Origin of the sequence: Mesorhizobium sp. M1A.F.Ca.ET.072.01.1.1 (genome assembly GCF_004023325.1) — a bacterium.
In the GTDB taxonomy this organism is placed as follows: Bacteria; Pseudomonadota; Alphaproteobacteria; order Rhizobiales; family Rhizobiaceae; genus Mesorhizobium.
The window spans coordinates 1-16,418 of sequence record NZ_RZSF01000137.1 but is presented as its reverse complement, the minus strand read 5'-3'; the positions used below and the strand labels follow the sequence as shown (position 1 = coordinate 16,418).

Below are 16,418 nucleotides of genomic sequence, written 5' to 3'. Positions count from 1 at the left end.
GAGGAACGGCGTGCCCGGAGCGCAATCGAGGATGGCGGCATCAGCAGCGCTGAGCATCTCGATGTCGACCCACTCCTCGCCATGGTCGGACACCAGCCCTGCCCCGCGCAGCGTCTGGTGCAGCGAGCGTTCGCGAAGCCCGCGCAGCGGCACGTCTTCCAGCTCGGGCGACAGTGGCAGGCGGCTGCGTTCGATCGAGATCGCATGGCCGTCATCGGCATTGGTACGGACGCGATCGACGGCGATGAAAGACGAGCTCTCGACACCGAGCTTTGCCGCGAGCTCGGCATCCTCGATGATCTCGAGCCTAAGCGTCCGGGTTTCGGCATTGGCGCCCGCATTGGCGAGCGCGCGCGACCAGCCGATCGCGTCATCGACCGGCATGCCGTCGAAAGTGACGAAGGACCCGATGCCGACCTTGGTGGTGATGAGGCCGCGGCTTGAAAGCTCTTCCAGCCCTTTGCGAACCGTGTTGCGGCTGACCGAGAAGCGCTGGACGAGCTCGTTCTCGCTCTGCAGGCGATCGCCGAAGCCGAGCACGCCTGAGCGGATCTCGTGCTCCAGAACCGTCGCGATCTGCTCGGGCTTGCCCGTGCCGGGAGTGAGTTGCGTCGCGCGACGGGCCATATGGATACCTGTTCAATGAACCTGTATAATCCTGTTCATTAGCGTATGTGAGACGAAGCGTCAACGGCCACGTCCCGCATGGCCCGATTGTTTTGTGCTGCACCTCATCTGCCTGCAGGCATCCTCATAGTGACGCGAGAGGGGCGCTCTCATATGCTCCGATATGAACCTTGATCTCCGGAGCAATGGACGATGGTCAACTTCCTGCCGCTGAAAAAGGCCGTTGCGGAGACTCTGCACGATGGCGATACGGTCGCCTTCGAGGGCTTCACCCATTTGATCCCGACCGCCGCGGCCCATGAGGCAATCCGCCAGGGCTTTAGCGACCTGACGCTGATCCGCATGACGCCCGACCTGATCTACGATCAGATGATCGGCATGGGCATGGCCAAGAAGATCGTCTTCTCCTATCTCGGCAATCCCGGCGTCGGCCTACTCAGGCGCGTTCGCGACGCCATCGAGAACGGCTTTCCACGGCCGATCGAGGTCGAGGAGCACAGCCACGCCGGCATGGCCAACGCCTATGAGGCGGGTGCCGCCGGCCTGCCCTGCGCGGTGTTCCGCGGCTATCGCGGCGCAGGCCTTGCCGCCATCAATGCAAACATCAAGTCCATAACCTGCCCGTTTACCGGCGAGGTGCTAGCCGCCGTTCCGGCGATCCGGCCCGACGTCGCCTTCATCCACGCGCAGAAGGCCGACCGCAAAGGCAATGTGCTGGTCGAGGGCATCATCGGCATCCAGAAGGAGGCCGTGCTCGCGGCCAAACGCGCCGTGGTGACTGTCGAAGAAGTGGTCGACAGTTTCGACGATCTCCACCCCAATCTCACCGTGCTGCCGAATTGGACGATCGCGGCAATCTCGATCGTGCCGGGCGGCTCCCATCCCTCCTACACGCATGGCTATTACGAGCGCGACAACTCCGCCTATCTCGAATGGGACGAGATCGCCGCCGACCGCGACCGCTTTCAGGCATGGATGCAGAAGAACGTCATCGAGAGCAGCGCAGACGACTTCGCTGCTCGCGTCAAGCATCTGAGGAAAGCCGCATGAGCGAGAATGATCTGGGCTTCACCCCCAACGAGATGATGACGATCGCCGCCAGCCGTGCGCTGAAGAACGACGATGTCTGCTTTGTCGGCATCGGGGCGCCGTCGGCCGCCTGCAATGTCGCGCGGCTGACCCATGCGCCGGACATCACGCTGATCTACGAGAGCGGCACCATCGGCACCGCGCCCCACATTTTGCCGCTGTCGATCGGCGACGGCGAATTGTGCGAGACGGCGGTCACCACCGTCGCGGTGTTGGAGATGTTCCGCTATTGGCTGCAAGGCGGCCGCATCTCGATAGGCTTCCTTGGCGCCGCCCAGCTCGACAAATTCGGCAACATCAACACTACAGTCATCGGCGACTATGCGCATCCCAAGACGCGGCTGCCCGGCGGCGGCGGCGCGCCGGAAATCGCCACCTCCTCGCGAGAGGTCTACATCACCATGGCGCAGTCGAAGCGCGGCATGGTCGAAAAGATCGACTTCTTCACCTCCTTCGGCCATGGCGAAGGCGGTGACCACCGCAAGCGGCTCGGCATCGACACCGCCGGTCCGACCTTGCTGATCACCGACCTCGCCGTCTGGAAGCCGGACCGTGTCACCAAGGAATTCACCGTCGTGTCGCTGCATCCCGGCGTCACCCGCGAAGAGGTGCAGGCGACCTGTGGCTGGGAAGCAAAGTTTGCCGAGGCGCTTGACGAGACGCCGGCGCCGACGGAACTCGAGCTGAAGACGTTGCGCGATTTGCAGGCGCGCAGCAAGGTCGCGCATGCGGGTACCGCCAAAGGGAAAGCTGCATAATGACTGATGCCTTCATCTGCGACTACATCCGCACGCCGATCGGCCGTTTTGGCGGCGCGCTATCCTCGGTGCGAGCCGACGATCTCGCCGCCATTCCGCTGAAGGCGTTGGTCGAGCGCAACTTGGGAGTCGACTGGGCCGCGGTCGACGACGTCGTCTTTGGCTGCGCCAACCAGGCCGGCGAGGACAACCGCAACGTCGCCCGCATGGCGCTGCTGCTGGCCGGCCTTCCCCAGGACATTCCGGGTTCGACGGTCAATCGGTTGTGCGGCTCGGGCATGGATGCCGTCACCATCGCCGCCCGAGACATCAGGGCCGGCGAGGCCGAGCTGATGATTGCCGGCGGGGTGGAATCGATGAGCCGCGCGCCCTTCGTCATGCCGAAGGCCGACACCGCCTTCTCGCGCAATGCCGAGATCTACGACACCACCATCGGCTGGCGCTTCGTCAACCCGCTGATGAGGAAGCAGTACGGCGTCGATTCCATGCCGGAGACAGGCGAGAACGTCGCCGAGGAGTTTTCGGTCAGCAGAGCCGACCAGGACGCCTTTGCCGCGCGCAGCCAGGACAAGGCTGTTGCGGCGCAGGCCAATGGCCGGCTGGCGAAGGAGATCACGCCGGTGGCGATCCCGCAAAGAAAAGGCGAGCCAATCGTCGTCTCGAAGGACGAGCATCCCCGCGCCGGCACGACCATCGAGGCGCTGGCCAAGCTGCCGACGCCGTTCCGCCAGGGCGGCACCGTGACTGCCGGCAACGCCTCCGGCGTCAATGACGGTGCTGCCGCGCTGATCATCGCCTCCGAAGCGGCGGCCAGGAAACATGGCCTGACGCCGATCGCCCGCATTCTCGGCGGTGCTGTTGCCGGCGTCGCGCCGCGCATCATGGGTATCGGTCCCGCGCCGGCAACCAAAAAGCTCTGCGCCCGTCTCGGCTTGAGGCCTGACCAATTCGACGTCGTCGAGTTGAACGAAGCCTTCGCCTCGCAAGGGATTGCCGTGCTGCGCGAACTCGGAATTTCCGAGCAGGCGGAGCATGTGAACCCCAACGGCGGCGCGATCGCGCTCGGTCATCCGCTTGGCATGTCGGGCGCGCGCATCACCGGCACGGCGGCGGTGGAGCTGCGCGAGCGCGGCGGACGCTGCGCTTTGGCCACCATGTGCATCGGCGTCGGCCAGGGCATTGCGATTGCACTGGAACGGGCCTGACGGCTCGGCCCGCTCAGTAAGGCAGGCCGACATAGTTCTCCGCCAGCGCGGTCGAGGCGGCTTTGGAGTGTACGAGATAATTGAGCTCGGCTTCCTGGATGCGCTGACCGAACTCACCCGCCTCGGGGAAGCGGTGAAGGATCGTCGTCCACCAGGAGAAGCGCACCGCCTCGCAATCGATGCGATGCGTCGCCCTCGAGCCCGGTCCGGTATCGGTTGGTATTGTTTGCGTCATCGCCCATGGAGATGCTTTCCCTCAGGCAACGACGCGACGAAGGCGCGGATCAGGGCGACGAGCGCATCGGGCTGCTCGATGCAGGGAATGTGCCCGGCGCCGCGGATCAGCTCGAAGCGCGCGCCGGGGATCAGGTGGGCAAGCGAGCGTACGAGATTGGGCGGCGTCGAACCGTCCTGGTCGCCGCCGATGCAGAGCGTCGGCACCGCGATGCGGCGCGCGCTGTCGGTGAAATCCGCATCGCGAACCGCCATGCACGTGCCGATGTAACCCGGCAGCGCCTGCCTGGTCAGCATGTTGCGGCAACCGGCAAGCTCGGCGGCGCGGTTGGCATGAAAATCCGGCGTGAACCACACCTTCATGATGCCATCGGCAATCACCTCGATGCCGTCACGCTCGACCGTCGCGATGCGGCTGTTCCAGCTCTCGGCGGTGCCTATTTTGTGCGCGGTGTCGCTGAGAATCAGCGCTTCGACGAGTTCGGGGCGCCGTGCATAGAACCCCTGCGCGACCATGCCGCCGACCGACAGGCCAAAAAGCACGACCTTCTGGAAGCCGAAGCAATCGATGAGCGCGCTCAGATCGTCGACATGGTCGTCGATCGAGCGCACGCCGCTGCCGATGTCGGAAAGTCCGTGGCCGCGCTTGTCATAGACGAGCATCGGCATCTCACCGGCAAGCCGTGCGACGACATCGTCCCAGATCCGCAAGTCGGTGCCGAGCGAATTGATGAAGATGATCGGGCGCGCAGCAGCCGTCCCGGCGATAAGGCGATGGTGCAACGCAATGCCGCCGATACTGACGAATGGCACGATCTCGATCCTCCAAACCAACATTGCACCAGTTGTCTAGATCGGTAAACCGAAGGCTACTCTGGACGGTGCACGCCGCCTTGGATCTTTTGAGGGGGCGTCTGGCGATCCGCCTCCGGCGTCGAGACCAGCAGGGCGGCGGCGGCATTCGCGGCGGCGATGGCGGCCTCGGTGGGCTCGCCGCGAGCAAGCGCAGCCGCAAAGGCACCGACGAATTCGTCACCTGCGCCATGGGTGCTGACCACCTTCACCGGAATGGCGGCAAGCGCAAAGGCGCGGCCATCGCGATCGTGATAGGCGACGCCATCGCCGCCGGCGGTGACGATTGCAGCCGGATAAACGATTGCCAATTGCCGCGCTGCCTCAGTTGCGCCTTCAAGCGTGTCGACGACCGGAATGCCGGCCAGGAACTCCGCCTCTATGGCGTTGGTGATCACGATGTCGACGAGCCCGGTGAGTTCGGCGGGCAGCGGCCGGGCCGGCGCCGCGTTGAGCACGACGCAGCAGCCGTGAGCCTTCGCCGCGCGCGCGGCAGCGATGTTGGCGATTTCCGGAACTTCGTTCTGCAGCAGCAGCACCGAAGTCTGCGCGAGCAGACCGGCGGCCGCCGCGACATTCTTTTCGCCGAGTGTCAGATTGCTGCCGGAAACGATCACCGCGCCGTAGTCGCCATCGTCGTCGAAGATGGCCACGCTCATGCCTGATCGGGTCCCCGGTTCTACTCGCACGAAGCGGTGATCGACATTGCTGCGGCTGAGATTGGCGAGCAGCGCACGGCCGAAATCGTCGTCGCCGACGGCGCCGATCATCGCCGACCTCGCCCCCGCGCGCGCCGCCGACAGAGCCTGATTGCCGCCCTTGCCGCCGCATTTCGGCTGCCAGCCGAAACCGGTCACCGTCTCGCCCTTGCGCGGACGATCCGGTGCGTCGACCAGGATGTCGTAATGCAGGCTGCCGAACACGGCCACCAGCCCCGCTGAAGCAACGCTCATCCGCGACGATCTTTCATCTGTACTTGTCTCGGCGTTTCGTCGTCACCGCCGACATGGTGCGGCCGAGATTGTGCTCCGCCGCCTGGTAGTCGCGCTGCGCCACCGCGACGAACAGCGCATCCAGGATGTTGAGCTGGGCGATACGGGCGGCCGCATTCTCGCCCATCAGCGGCGACCCCCGCGCGGTCGAGCAGAGCACGACATCCGCCTCGGCTGCCAGCGGCGAGTTGGCGTAATTGGTTATGGCAAGCGTGCGGGCGCCGTTCTTTCTGGCGAGCTGAACGGCATCAATCACCGCGCTGCTGTTGCCGGAATGGGAAAAGCCGACGGCAATGTCTTCGGCGCCGAGGAGCGAGGCCGACATGAGCATCATGTGGGAATCGTCGTAAACCGCCGCGCGGATGCCGATGCGCAGGAACTTGTGCGAGACATCCCGGGCAATCTGAGCCGAACCGCCGACTCCATAGAAGTCGCGATGCTTGGATCGATAAATGAGGTCGGCGGCCCGGTCGAAATTGCCGATGTCAAGGATCGCCAGCGTTTCCTCCAGCGCCTGTATGGAAGTGCGAAAGACCTTTTGCACGATCTCGGCCGAACTGTCGTCGACGGAGAGTTCCCGATGCATCTCGGCGGTCGGCGAGCGGCTGTATTCGCAGACTGCCGTCCGGAAGTCGCGATAGCCGGAGAAGCCCAGCTTCTTGGCAATCTTCACCACCATCGCCTCGGAAACGCCGGCCTCGTCAGCGATCTCCTTCAAAGGGATCGTCTCGTCGAACCCGCGGCGGCCGAACACGGTTTCCACCACCTTTGCCTCCAGCGGTGTGAGATGCGGCATCATCATGCGGATGCGCGGCCCCACGGCCCGGAGATCCGCGGACGTCATCCTGCAGCTCCGAGCAGAATTTCGTGGACGATAGCCTGCGAGGCAACCGCGTCCTGCCCATCGAGGGCAGCCGCCAACCGATTGTCCCGCTCCAGCCGCTCGACGACCCGCAACATGCGCTTGACGGTGGCGATGTTGACCTCGCATTCGCGCACCGGGTCGAGACCGGTCATGTCCGGAAAGGTGTCGAAATAGATGGCACCGGCGTAGCCGTCCCTGCGTATCTGGCGCAGCAGCTCGATGGTCTGCAGCGTGTGCACGGCGCCGACCATCAGGCCGTCGTCGCGCTTGGCGTAGCCATCGTTGAGATGAACGCCGAGCAACCTGCTGTGACGGGCGACAAGAGCGGCGGCAAAGGCCGGTTGCTCGTCGGCATAAAGAACATGCGCGAAGTCGAGGGTGACGCCGAGATTGGGCAGGCCGGCCTCGCGGATCGCCAGCAACGTGGTCGCGGCATCCGGCATCAGCGAATAGGAACGCGGCTCGTTCGGCTTATATTCGAGACTGATGGCGCAATCGAGGTCATGCGCCGCAACTTCACGAATACCGTCGATTTCGTGTTGCCAAAGTGCCGCGTAGTCGGCCTGGAAAGCGTAGTCGAAACCATCCTGCCCCAGCCACAATGTCATGAGACCGGCGCCGGCCTCTCGCGCCGCATCGATGCCAGCCTTGGTAAGGTCGATGGCTTCACGCCGCACTGCCGGATCGGGATTGGTGAACGCGCCGAGCTTGAAGGCGGGATTGGAATAGTAGCGCATCGCGAAGCCATTGATGGAAAGCCCAAGATCACCAAGCCACCGTGCGATTTCCCTGGGGTTTTCACCGATATGGTCGGGATAGTTGAGATCGAGATCGGTGAGCCCCTCGACCTTGGCGGCCCGCTCCGCCATCTGCAGCACCGAGGGCTTCCCGGTGAGCCCGGCCCACTCCGCCTCAGGCCGCGAGGCGAAGGAATTGAGACGGGTGGCAAAACGGTGGGATGTCATTTGGGATCCTTGGGATGCCTGAGACTTCACATGGAAAAATGATTTTGTAAAGTTCTCTGGTGAGCTGTACAGGCTGGTTGCCCTGGTTGGCATGCGCTGATTGTTCTGGCATTACCGGGTTCGAGAACCATTCCGACGGGCAGCAATGACCTCGAAACGCAACGTCCTTTTCATCATGTGCGACCAGCTGCGGTTCGATTATCTGAGCTGCGCCGGGCACAAGAGCCTGACGACGCCGAACATCGACCGGCTCGCCAGCCGCGGCGTGCGTTTCACGAATGCCTATGTGCAATCGACGGTCTGCGGCCCCTCGCGCATGAGCGCCTATACCGGCCGCTACGTCCGCTCGCACGGCTCGACGCATAATGGCGTGCCGCTCAGGGTCGGCGAGCCGACGCTGGGCGACCATCTGCGCGAGGTCGGCGTGCGTTGTGCGCTCATCGGCAAGACACATATGAAGGCCGACGAGGAAGGCATGGAGCGCCTCGGCATCGCCAAGGATTCCGTCATCGGCGTGCGTGTCGCGGAATACGGCTTCGAGCCGTTCGAGCGCGATGACGGCCTGCACCCCTCGACCAGCTACGACCCCGATCCGGCCTACGACTCCTATCTGCGCCAGCACGGCTTCGAGGCCGAAAATCCTTGGGAGCATTGGGCGAATTCCGGCGAAGGCGAGAATGGCGAGAATTTCAACGGCTGGCTGCTCGTCCATGCCGACAAGGCGGCGCGCATTCCGGAGGAGCATTCCGAGACGTCTTACATGACGCGCCGCGCCATGCGCTTCATCGAGGACGCCGAAGCCAAGGGCGAAGCCTGGTGCGCGCATCTTTCCTACATCAAGCCGCACTGGCCCTATATCGTGCCGGCGCCCTACCACGCCATGTACGGCAAGGCGGAGATCCAGCCGCCTGTTCGCAGCGAAGCCGAGCGCGTCTCGCCAAATCCGATCTTCGAGGCTTTCCAGCAGGAGCGGTATTCGAAGAACTTCTCGCGCGATGAGGTCCGCGAAACGGTCGTTCCCTGCTACATGGGCCTGATCAAGCAGATCGACGATCAGCTTGGCCTTTTGTTCGACTTCATGGAGAAGTGCGGCCTGTTCGAGAATACGCTTGTCGTCTTCACTTCTGACCATGGCGACTATCTCGGCGACCATTGGCTCGGCGAGAAATACCTGTTCCACGACGTCGCGGTGAAGGTGCCGATGATCGTCTACGATCCTCGTCCGGAAGCCGACGTCACAAGAGGAACCACGTCGGACGCGCTGGTCGAGATGATCGATCTCGCGCCCACCTTCCTCGATTATTTCGGCGGCGAGCCCAAGCCGCATGTCCTCGAAGGCCGCTCGCTGCTGTCGCTGACTTCGGGTGAGCGGAAGAGCCTGCGCAACTATGCCATCAGCGAATATGACTACAGCGGCGATGCGGCGCGGCTGAGACTCGCCATGCCGGTGTCGGGCTGCAAGCTCTACATGATCACCGACGGCCGTTTCAAACTCGTCCATGGCGAAGGTGTCGAGCCGATGTTCTTCGATCTCCAGAACGACCCCGGCGAATTGCGCGACCTCGGCCGCGAGCCGTCGGCCGCCGGCGACATCGAGCGGCTGAGCAAAATGCTGATGCGCTGGCTGGCGTTGCCCAACAACCGCATCACCGTCCCCGACGAGTGGCTGACAGAGATCGACGACAAGGTCGGGCATTTCGACCCGATCATCGGCTCCGGCGTGCTCATCGGCTACTGGGACGAGGCCGAACTCGCCGAACAGCAGGAGGCGCGTCGCCGCTGGCTGACGCGCCGGGGCAAGTAGCTTCGTTACCCGAGTGTCAGCCCCGCCTTCTTCGCTTCGTCGCGCAGGAAGGGCAGCCCCACCTCGATGACGTCGCGCGGGTCTTCCGCCACGGGGCGCCATACCGCGAGCCCGCCGGCGATGTCGACGTCGACATGGTTCATGCTTTCGAGCGTGATCGGGCCCTCATAGCCGATGTCGGCGATCGCCTTCATGCAGGCTGCCCAGTTCAGCATGCCGCGCCCCGGCACGCCGCGATTGGCCTCCGACACATGGACATAGCCGAGGAAGGGCGCCGCCGCCTCGAAGCCGGCCGCGAAGCTCTCTTCCTCGATATGCATGTGGTAGGTGTCGAGATGGATGAAGATGTTGTCGGCGCCGATGCGCTCGATGATGCGCGCCGCGTCGATGCCGCGGTTGATCAGATGCGTCTCGTAGCGGTTGCAGGGTTCGATGCCGAGCTTCAGGCTGCGGGCCTTCGCCGACTTTGCCGCCCGTTCGAGGAAGCGGCACATGCCGTCGATCTCCCGCTGCGTCGGCGCCCGGCCGGTGGTCTTGCCGATCGTGCCATAGGTGACGCCGCCGAGCGCCTCGGCGCCCACCTCGTTGCAGACGTTGAAGGCCGGCTGCAGGAAATCGAGCGCCTCTTCCGGCCGCTCCACCACGTCGAGTGCGCGCGGCAAGCCGAGCGACGGAATGAGCTGCACGCCATAATGGTTTGCAAAACCGCGCGTGCGCTTGGTGTCGATCTCCTCAGGTCTGAGCAGCGGGATCTCCATCAGGCCAATGCCGAGCTCCTTCAGCCGGTCCATCTGCGGCTCGATGCGGGCCAGATCCCAGACCGGAGCGATGGCGAAAGTGTGCAGTCCGAAAACATTCATATCAGCCTCGTTGCTCGTGCGCCGCCGCGGCGGCCGTGTCGCCGCCGCCGACGATGCGGCTGACGACTTCGTTCATGTTGGTTTTGGCGGTGACGAGATCGGCATCCGCCCTGCCGTGGCGCAGCACGACGATGCGGTCGGTGACCGACAGCACGTCATTCAGCCGGTGCGAAATCAAAATGACGGCGATGCCTTCAGACTTCAGCCGCCGGATGAGATCGAGCACGCTCTGCACCTCGCGCACGGCGAGCGCCGCCGTCGGCTCGTCCATGATGACGAGCTTCGGGTTGAAGGTGAGCGCCCGCGCGATCGCCACCGTCTGCTGCTGGCCGCCGGAGAAGGAGCCGACGGAACGACTGATCGACGGCAAGTGCGCCCCGAGCCGCTCGATCATCCGCGCCGCCTGCCGATCCATCTCGGTCTTGTCGACAAAGCCGGGGAAGAGGCCGAGCAGCCTTTTCGTCGGCTCGCGGCCAAGGAAAATGTTGGAGGCCACGTCCTGCTGCTTGGCCAAGGACAGATCCTGATAGATCATCTCGATGCCGAGCCGGCGCCGCTGGCCGGGGTCGAGGGCGAGGATGTCCTTGCCGTCGAACTCGATCGAGCCGGTGTCGGCGCGGTAGATGCCGGTGATGGTCTTCATCAGCGTCGACTTGCCGGCGCCGTTGTCGCCGACCAGCCCGACCACCTCGCCGGCCGCGACCGACAGGTCGACGCCATGCAGCACGTCGACCGCCCCGAAGCTTTTGCGGATCTTGTGGAGCGAAAGCAGGGTCATACGCGCGACTCCTTCCGCACCTGATACTGGTCGATGAAGACCGCGAGGATGAGAACCGCGCCGATCGCCATCTGCTGGTAATAGGATTGCACGGCAAGCAGCGTCAGCCCGTTCTGCAGCACGCCCATGATCAGAGCGCCGATCATGGTGCCGAGGATCGAGGCACGGCCGCCGAACAGGTTGGTGCCGCCGATGATCGCCGCGGTGATCGCGGTGAGCTCATAGTTGATGCCTGCGGTCGGGTCGCCCGCATTGACGCGGGCGGTGAACAAGAGACCTGCAAGCCCGGCAAGCGCGCCGGAGAGCGTGTAGATGATGCGGCGATGCTGCTCGACGCGGATGCCGGCGGCGCGCGCCGCGCCTTCGCTGTCGCCGAGCGCCAACGTGTGGCGACCGAAGCGCGTATAGGCAAGCACCGTATGCGCGACGATCGCCGTCAGCACGAAGATGATGACGGGCATCGGAATGCCGAGCGGCCTCCCTTGTCCGATATAGACGATCTCCGGCGGCAGGCCGTAGATCGCCCTGCCCTGTGAGATGACGAGCGCCAGCCCGCGCGCAAGGCCCAGCATGCCGAGCGTGACGATGAAGGCGGGCACGAAGGCGCGGGTGACCAGTTGGCCGTTGATGTAGCCGGCGATACTTCCTGCCAGAATGCAGGCGATCACCGCGAACACCGATGGCCAGCCGAGGTTGACGGCGACGAAGGCTCCCGCCACGCCAGCAAGGCCCATGACCGATCCAAGCGACAGATCGAGCCCACCGGAACCGATGACGAAGGTCGCGGCGATCGCCAGCACGCCGATCGTCGATGTCGCGAGCAGGATGTTGAGAAAATTGCTGAGCGACAGGAAGAAAGGCGACAGAAGCGCCATCGCCGCGCTCAGCAGCACAAGCACCAGCAGCGACTCCAGCCTGATGTGGAGCCTCTCGACGGATGCGCGCTGCACCCGAGCCCAAAACCCGGGCTGCGCCGTTTCGGAAGCCATGGTTTTCACCCTTCTGGGTAGGGAAGTAGGGGAATAGGGAAGTGAACGGGAGAGAGCCGGGTCTTGGAAGTGCAAACCTTCCTCCTCCTACTCCCCTACGGACCTACTCCCCTACTCCCTTCTCTTACTTCACATATTGCAGCATCGGCTCCTTGCCGGCGTCGAGCACGTCCTTGGTCAGCACCAGGGTGGGCACCGCGATGCTTTCCTCGACCTTCTCGCCAGCCAGCGCCTTCTTGACGTTCTCGACCGCCTGCTTGCCGACGAGATAGGGAAGCTGGGCGACGGAAGCGTTCAGGCGGCCTTCCTTGATCGACTTCACCGCGTCGACATTGCCGTCCACGCCGATGATCGTCACCTGCTCGCCCTTGCCGGCGGCGTAGACCGATTCCACGGCGCCCAACGCCATGCCGTCGTTGGCGCAGAAGATGGCAACCAGATCGGGATGCGCCGTCAGTGTGTCGGTGGCGATCGAGGCGGCCTTGCCGCGATCCCAATCGCCCGGCAGCGAGGCGACCACCTCGAGCCCCGGCGCCAGTTCCTTGAGCTTGTCGGCAAAGCCCTTGGCGCGCTTCTCGCCGGTGATGTTGCCTGAGAGACCCTCGATCACCAGCACCGGACCCTTGGCGTCCTTGCCAAGCTTGGAGACGAGATATTCGGCCCCTTGCGCACCCGCGGCGACGTTGTCGGAACCGATATGGAAGGTGACCTTGACGCTTTCCTTGTCGAGAACCGCCTGGTCGAGATTGTTGTCGAGATCGACGATCTTGATGCCGGCATCCTGCGCCGATTTCAGGCAGGGCAAGAGGTTGGTCGAGTTGATGGCGGCGGTGATCATCGCCACCGGCTTGCGCTCGAGCATCGTGTTGCAGAGGTTGAGCTGCGGCTCGGCCGCCTGGTCGCTTTCGGCCGCCTGCTGGAAGTATTTCACGCCGGCTTCCTTGGCGCCGTCGGCGACGCCCTGCGCCATCGCGCCCCAGAACGGATTGGCCAAGGTCTTCATCAGCACGCCATATTCGCCGTCCTCGGCCTTAGCAGTGCCGACCGCGGCAAAGGTAAGCGCCACGCCCAATGCGAGAGTAAATCGATTTATCTTTGTGGAAAGCGATGTCATTCCGTCCTCCGTTTGTTTGCGCCGGATGCCTCGGCCAGGGCCGGCACTCTTCTTCCGTTTTCGACAATGGGGGTTATTGTCGGTCTCCTCCCCCGGAATGCGGGACGCTGCCTGGCGAGCCAACGGATTCCCGCATGAACACCTTGCAAGGTTCGAGCCGCGCCCTCGGCGGGCCGCGCTCGCCTTCGATCCTGCGAAACAAAACCTCCATTGCGTTGGCGGCGATCTCGCGCACCGGCTGCACCACCGCGGCGATCGCCGGCCACGTCACCTGCATCCATTCGGCGTCGTCGAAGCCGACCAGCGAGATGTCGTTTGGGCAGTGCCAGCCGCGCCGCCGAAACTCCGAAAGCGCCACCAGCGTGCCCTTCAGGAAGAGCGAATAGACCGCCGTAGGCCTGTCGCCGCCGTCTTCCCGCTGGCTGAAATAATCGCGAAGCAGCGTCCGCAAGGGCCCGACATCGCTTTCGCAGAGTACGACGTCGACCCTGATGTCGGGCGCAAGCTCAAGTGCCGTCTTGCGAAACCCTTCGAGCCGGGCGCGCACGGTCGCCGCCTGCTGGCCGAGACCGACCACAAGAACATGGCGATGGCCCTGGCTGACCAGCGCGCGCGCCACCTCGGCGCTTGCCGCCGCGCTGTCGGCCGAAACCGTGTCGAAGGCGTCATCGGCAAGCACGCGGTCAATCAGCACCCCTGTCATGCCGTTCGCTTTCATGAAACCAGCCGCCGGTCCGTGCTCGTTTCGCACCGGCGCCAGTACGACGCCGGCAACGCGCCAGTCGTGCATGCGGGCGAGGATCTCCTTCTCACGTTGCTCCGATTCCCGGCTGGAGGCGGCGACCAGCGTATAGCCGCGTTGCTCGGCGAGGCCTTCGAGCTCGCTCACCATCTGGCCGAAGAACTCGCTTTCGAACTCCGGCATGATGGCGCCGATGATGCGACGCTTGGCCCTGCGCATATCCGAGGCGAGCGGATCGACGCGGTAGCCCAGAAGCTCGACGGCATCGAGGACGCGCTGCGCGTTTTCCGGTTTTACCGTGGTGACGCCGGAAAGAACCTTGGAAACAGTGGCCGCCGACACGCCCGCCTGGCTTGCCACATCGTGGATCGACGCGCGCCGCTGCTGGGCCTGCTGTTGCGCCATTAATCTTCTCCCGGAGGCGAGTGGTCGCCCTCTCGTTAACATAATCGATAAATCGATTTTTCGCTGTTGTAAATCGTTTCATCGGGAGTAAAAACGCTGATATGATTGGTGCGATCCAATCGCGCCGGGAGAAACGTCATGTCCAACAAAGCCTCGCCGCTGGTGATCAGCGCACCCGAACCGCGCACGCTCGACCTGATCTTCACGCCGCCGCAGCTGGCGCTTTTCCGCAAAAGATATCGCATCGTCGAGACAACGCCGGAAGGCGTCTCGGAGTTGCCGACAGATGTGCTGGCCGAAGCCCGCTACATCGTCGGCCAGCCGCCGATCACCCCTCAGACGCTGGAGAGGTTGAAAGCGCTGCGCTGCATCTTCAACGTCGAGACCAATCTCATCAACAACATGCCCTATGAGACGCTGTTTGCCCGCGGCATTCACGTCGTCACCACCGGCCTGGTGTTCGCGGAGCCGGTGGCGGAACTCGGCCTTGCCATGGCGCTAAACCTGGCGCGCGGCATCGTCGATGCCGACCTCGCCTTCCGGCAAGGCAAGGAACTATGGGGCGGTGACGGCAACCAGACGGCCCGACTCCTCTCAGGTTCGGATGTCGGCATCATCGGCTTCGGCGATCTTGGCCGCGCTCTCAATCGGCTGCTGACCGGCTTCCGAACGCGCACTAGGGTCTTCGATCCCTGGCTACCGCCTTCCGTGCTGGTGGAGCATGGCGTCGAGCCGGCCTCGCTCGAAAGGGTGCTGTCGGAAAGCGATTTCGTTTTCGTCGTCGCCTCGGTGACCAGCGAGAACCAGGGTTTTCTCGGCGCCGACGCTTTCGCCAAGATGCGCCAGGGCGCCGCTTTCATCCTGCTCAGCCGCGCCGGCGTCGTCGATTTCCCGGCGCTGATGGAAGCGGTCAAAAGCGGCCATGTCGTGGCGGCCAGCGACGTGTTTCCCGAGGAGCCGCTGGCGAAGGACCATCCGGTGCGCTCGCTTTCCGGCTTTCTGCGCTCAGCCCACCGCGCCGGCGCGCTCGACGTTGCCTTCAAGCGCATGGGCGACATGGTGCTGGAGGACATGGACCTCGTCGACCGCGGTCTGCCGCCGCTGCGCTCCAAGCGCGCCGAGCGCGAGACCGTTTCACGGATGCGCTCCAAGCCGGTCGACAGGAACTGATCGCGCCTCGTCGCCTGGAACGTAACATTCCTGCTAATGATTGCCGCCCGTGGTGTAGTGCAACCAAACTTAACGGCCGGACCACGGAGAGTTTTCGGCCCTCTCGGTACCATTTTTTCTTCAGAATTTTTTCTGCATTTCACGGGAATAGAGGAACTTTGATCCGGACCTTCCGTTGATGACACGATCGTTTCTCGAACGATCCGGAGAAACAGGAGGTTATGTCATGAACATCAAGATGATCTGCCTTGGCGCAATGACCCTTTCGATGGTTGCCGGCTCGGCTCTCGCCGCTAGCGAAACCGGCACGTCGGCGCTGGATGACCCGGCCAAGATGCAGCCCTTCTACACCGACTCCAGCATGAAGACGATGGTCAGCAAGGACGCCTTCGTGAAGGCGTGGAAGGCAATGTCGCCGGAGGACCAGACCGCGATGATGACGGCTTGTGAGGACGAGGCCAAGAACGCCAATGCAGCCAACAGCCATCCGGAGTTCTGCAGCAGCGTCAAGGAGAACGGCGGCAGCAAGTAACCAGTCAGTGCAGCTACCGGCAAAACGGCCCCGTTGTGGGGCCGTTTTTGCGATCCCAGACGAAGGACCGTGACGCACTTTTCCCAGATTGATCAGGCAACCAGATCGCTGCGGTCCGTCTGTTCGAAGCCGTCATTGAAATTCGCCGCGAGCCAGGCGATCGCGCTGGCGACATCGGCGATGGCGAAACGCGCCGCGGTCTCGCCCTGCGGCCTCACGCGGATCGAGATCCCGCCCGCGGCATTGACGGTCTCAAAACCGTTTTCGTCGGACGTGTCGTCGCCGAGGAATACCGGACGCCGTCCGGTGAAAGGTTCAAGCTGCATGAAGCGCCGGATTGCGGCGCCCTTGGCCGCCTCTAGCGGCATCAGTTCGACACCGGCATTGCCGGCAATTACGCGGTAGCCTTTCGGCAGCCGGGCAAGTGCTGTCTCGAC

Annotated in this window: 17 protein-coding genes and 1 pseudogene; 6 read left to right on the top strand and 12 right to left on the bottom strand. The window is 63.8% G+C overall.

The window, feature by feature from the left end; translation table 11 throughout:
- On the bottom strand, positions 1-627 hold a 627-nt coding region (locus EOA32_RS19310), incomplete at its 3' end, for a GntR family transcriptional regulator (protein WP_145971319.1).
- A 192-nt stretch (positions 628-819) separates the two neighbouring features.
- Between EOA32_RS19310 and EOA32_RS19305 the strand changes: the two genes are divergently transcribed.
- The 3 genes from EOA32_RS19305 to pcaF are packed head-to-tail and all read left to right on the top strand — an operon-like array spanning position 820 to position 3,679.
- The gene (locus EOA32_RS19305) at positions 820-1,677 is read left to right on the top strand and encodes a CoA transferase subunit A (RefSeq protein WP_128372589.1); all 858 of its coding nucleotides are present in this window, start codon (positions 820-822) and stop codon (positions 1,675-1,677) included.
- Complete coding sequence (locus tag EOA32_RS19300) at positions 1,674-2,474, top strand: CoA-transferase subunit beta (protein WP_128372588.1); 801 nt, start codon at positions 1,674-1,676, stop codon at positions 2,472-2,474. Before EOA32_RS19305 ends, EOA32_RS19300 begins: the two co-directional genes overlap by 4 nt.
- Positions 2,474-3,679: a 3-oxoadipyl-CoA thiolase gene (pcaF, locus tag EOA32_RS19295; RefSeq protein WP_128372587.1), complete on the top strand. Its 1,206-nt coding sequence runs from the start codon at positions 2,474-2,476 to the stop codon at positions 3,677-3,679. Before EOA32_RS19300 ends, pcaF begins: the two co-directional genes overlap by 1 nt.
- Before the next feature lie 13 nt (positions 3,680-3,692).
- Here pcaF and EOA32_RS19290 read toward each other — a convergent pair.
- The 5 genes and pseudogenes from EOA32_RS19290 to EOA32_RS19270 form a co-directional block, all read right to left on the bottom strand.
- Positions 3,693-3,851 (bottom strand): annotated as a pseudogene (locus EOA32_RS19290) (4-hydroxybenzoate 3-monooxygenase); the annotation flags it as partial.
- A 59-nt stretch (positions 3,852-3,910) separates the two neighbouring features.
- Entirely contained in the window at positions 3,911-4,726 is an 816-nt protein-coding gene (pcaD, locus tag EOA32_RS19285) for a 3-oxoadipate enol-lactonase (RefSeq protein WP_128372586.1), read from the bottom strand.
- Between the two features lie 56 nt (positions 4,727-4,782).
- Positions 4,783-5,718: a PfkB family carbohydrate kinase gene (locus EOA32_RS19280; protein ID WP_128372585.1), complete on the bottom strand. Its 936-nt coding sequence runs from the start codon at positions 5,716-5,718 to the stop codon at positions 4,783-4,785.
- 13 nt (positions 5,719-5,731) lie between these two features.
- A complete protein-coding gene (locus EOA32_RS19275) occupies positions 5,732-6,601 on the bottom strand; it encodes a MurR/RpiR family transcriptional regulator (protein WP_128372584.1) in 870 nt (289 codons plus the stop codon).
- The gene (locus EOA32_RS19270) at positions 6,598-7,587 is read right to left on the bottom strand and encodes a TIM barrel protein (RefSeq protein WP_128372583.1); all 990 of its coding nucleotides are present in this window, start codon (positions 7,585-7,587) and stop codon (positions 6,598-6,600) included. Before EOA32_RS19270 ends, EOA32_RS19275 begins: the two co-directional genes overlap by 4 nt.
- Positions 7,588-7,732: 145 nt before the next feature.
- Here EOA32_RS19270 and EOA32_RS19265 point away from each other — a divergent pair, with 145 nt between their 5' ends.
- A complete protein-coding gene (locus EOA32_RS19265; protein ID WP_128372582.1) occupies positions 7,733-9,391 on the top strand; it encodes a sulfatase-like hydrolase/transferase in 1,659 nt (552 codons plus the stop codon).
- Positions 9,392-9,396: 5 nt separating this feature from the next.
- Here the strand turns inward: EOA32_RS19265 and EOA32_RS19260 are convergent, their stop codons facing one another.
- From EOA32_RS19260 to EOA32_RS19240, 5 genes are all read right to left on the bottom strand, one after another.
- The gene (locus EOA32_RS19260; RefSeq protein WP_127245842.1) at positions 9,397-10,251 is read right to left on the bottom strand and encodes a sugar phosphate isomerase/epimerase family protein; all 855 of its coding nucleotides are present in this window, start codon (positions 10,249-10,251) and stop codon (positions 9,397-9,399) included.
- 1 nt (position 10,252) lies between these two features.
- Positions 10,253-11,029, bottom strand: coding sequence for an ATP-binding cassette domain-containing protein (locus EOA32_RS19255; protein ID WP_066992195.1), 777 nt, complete (start codon positions 11,027-11,029; stop codon positions 10,253-10,255).
- Positions 11,026-12,018 (bottom strand): ABC transporter permease, encoded by a 993-nt coding sequence (locus EOA32_RS19250; RefSeq protein WP_066992192.1) that lies wholly within the window; start codon positions 12,016-12,018, stop codon positions 11,026-11,028. The genes EOA32_RS19255 and EOA32_RS19250 overlap by 4 nt, the downstream gene beginning before the upstream one ends.
- A gap of 124 nt (positions 12,019-12,142) precedes the next feature.
- Positions 12,143-13,132 carry a substrate-binding domain-containing protein gene (locus EOA32_RS19245; protein ID WP_245499323.1) on the bottom strand — a complete coding sequence of 330 codons (990 nt, stop codon included), beginning with the start codon at positions 13,130-13,132 and terminating at the stop codon, positions 12,143-12,145.
- A gap of 73 nt (positions 13,133-13,205) precedes the next feature.
- Positions 13,206-14,279: a LacI family DNA-binding transcriptional regulator gene (locus EOA32_RS19240; protein WP_066992189.1), complete on the bottom strand. Its 1,074-nt coding sequence runs from the start codon at positions 14,277-14,279 to the stop codon at positions 13,206-13,208.
- A gap of 138 nt (positions 14,280-14,417) precedes the next feature.
- Between EOA32_RS19240 and EOA32_RS19235 the strand changes: the two genes are divergently transcribed.
- Entirely contained in the window at positions 14,418-15,449 is a 1,032-nt protein-coding gene (locus tag EOA32_RS19235) for a hydroxyacid dehydrogenase (protein WP_066992186.1), read from the top strand.
- 226 nt (positions 15,450-15,675) lie between these two features.
- Positions 15,676-15,981, top strand: coding sequence for a hypothetical protein (locus EOA32_RS19230; protein ID WP_066992184.1), 306 nt, complete (start codon positions 15,676-15,678; stop codon positions 15,979-15,981).
- 92 nt (positions 15,982-16,073) lie between these two features.
- Here the strand turns inward: EOA32_RS19230 and EOA32_RS19225 are convergent.
- On the bottom strand, positions 16,074-16,418 hold a 345-nt coding region (locus EOA32_RS19225; RefSeq protein ID WP_281014864.1), incomplete at its 5' end, for a trehalose-phosphatase.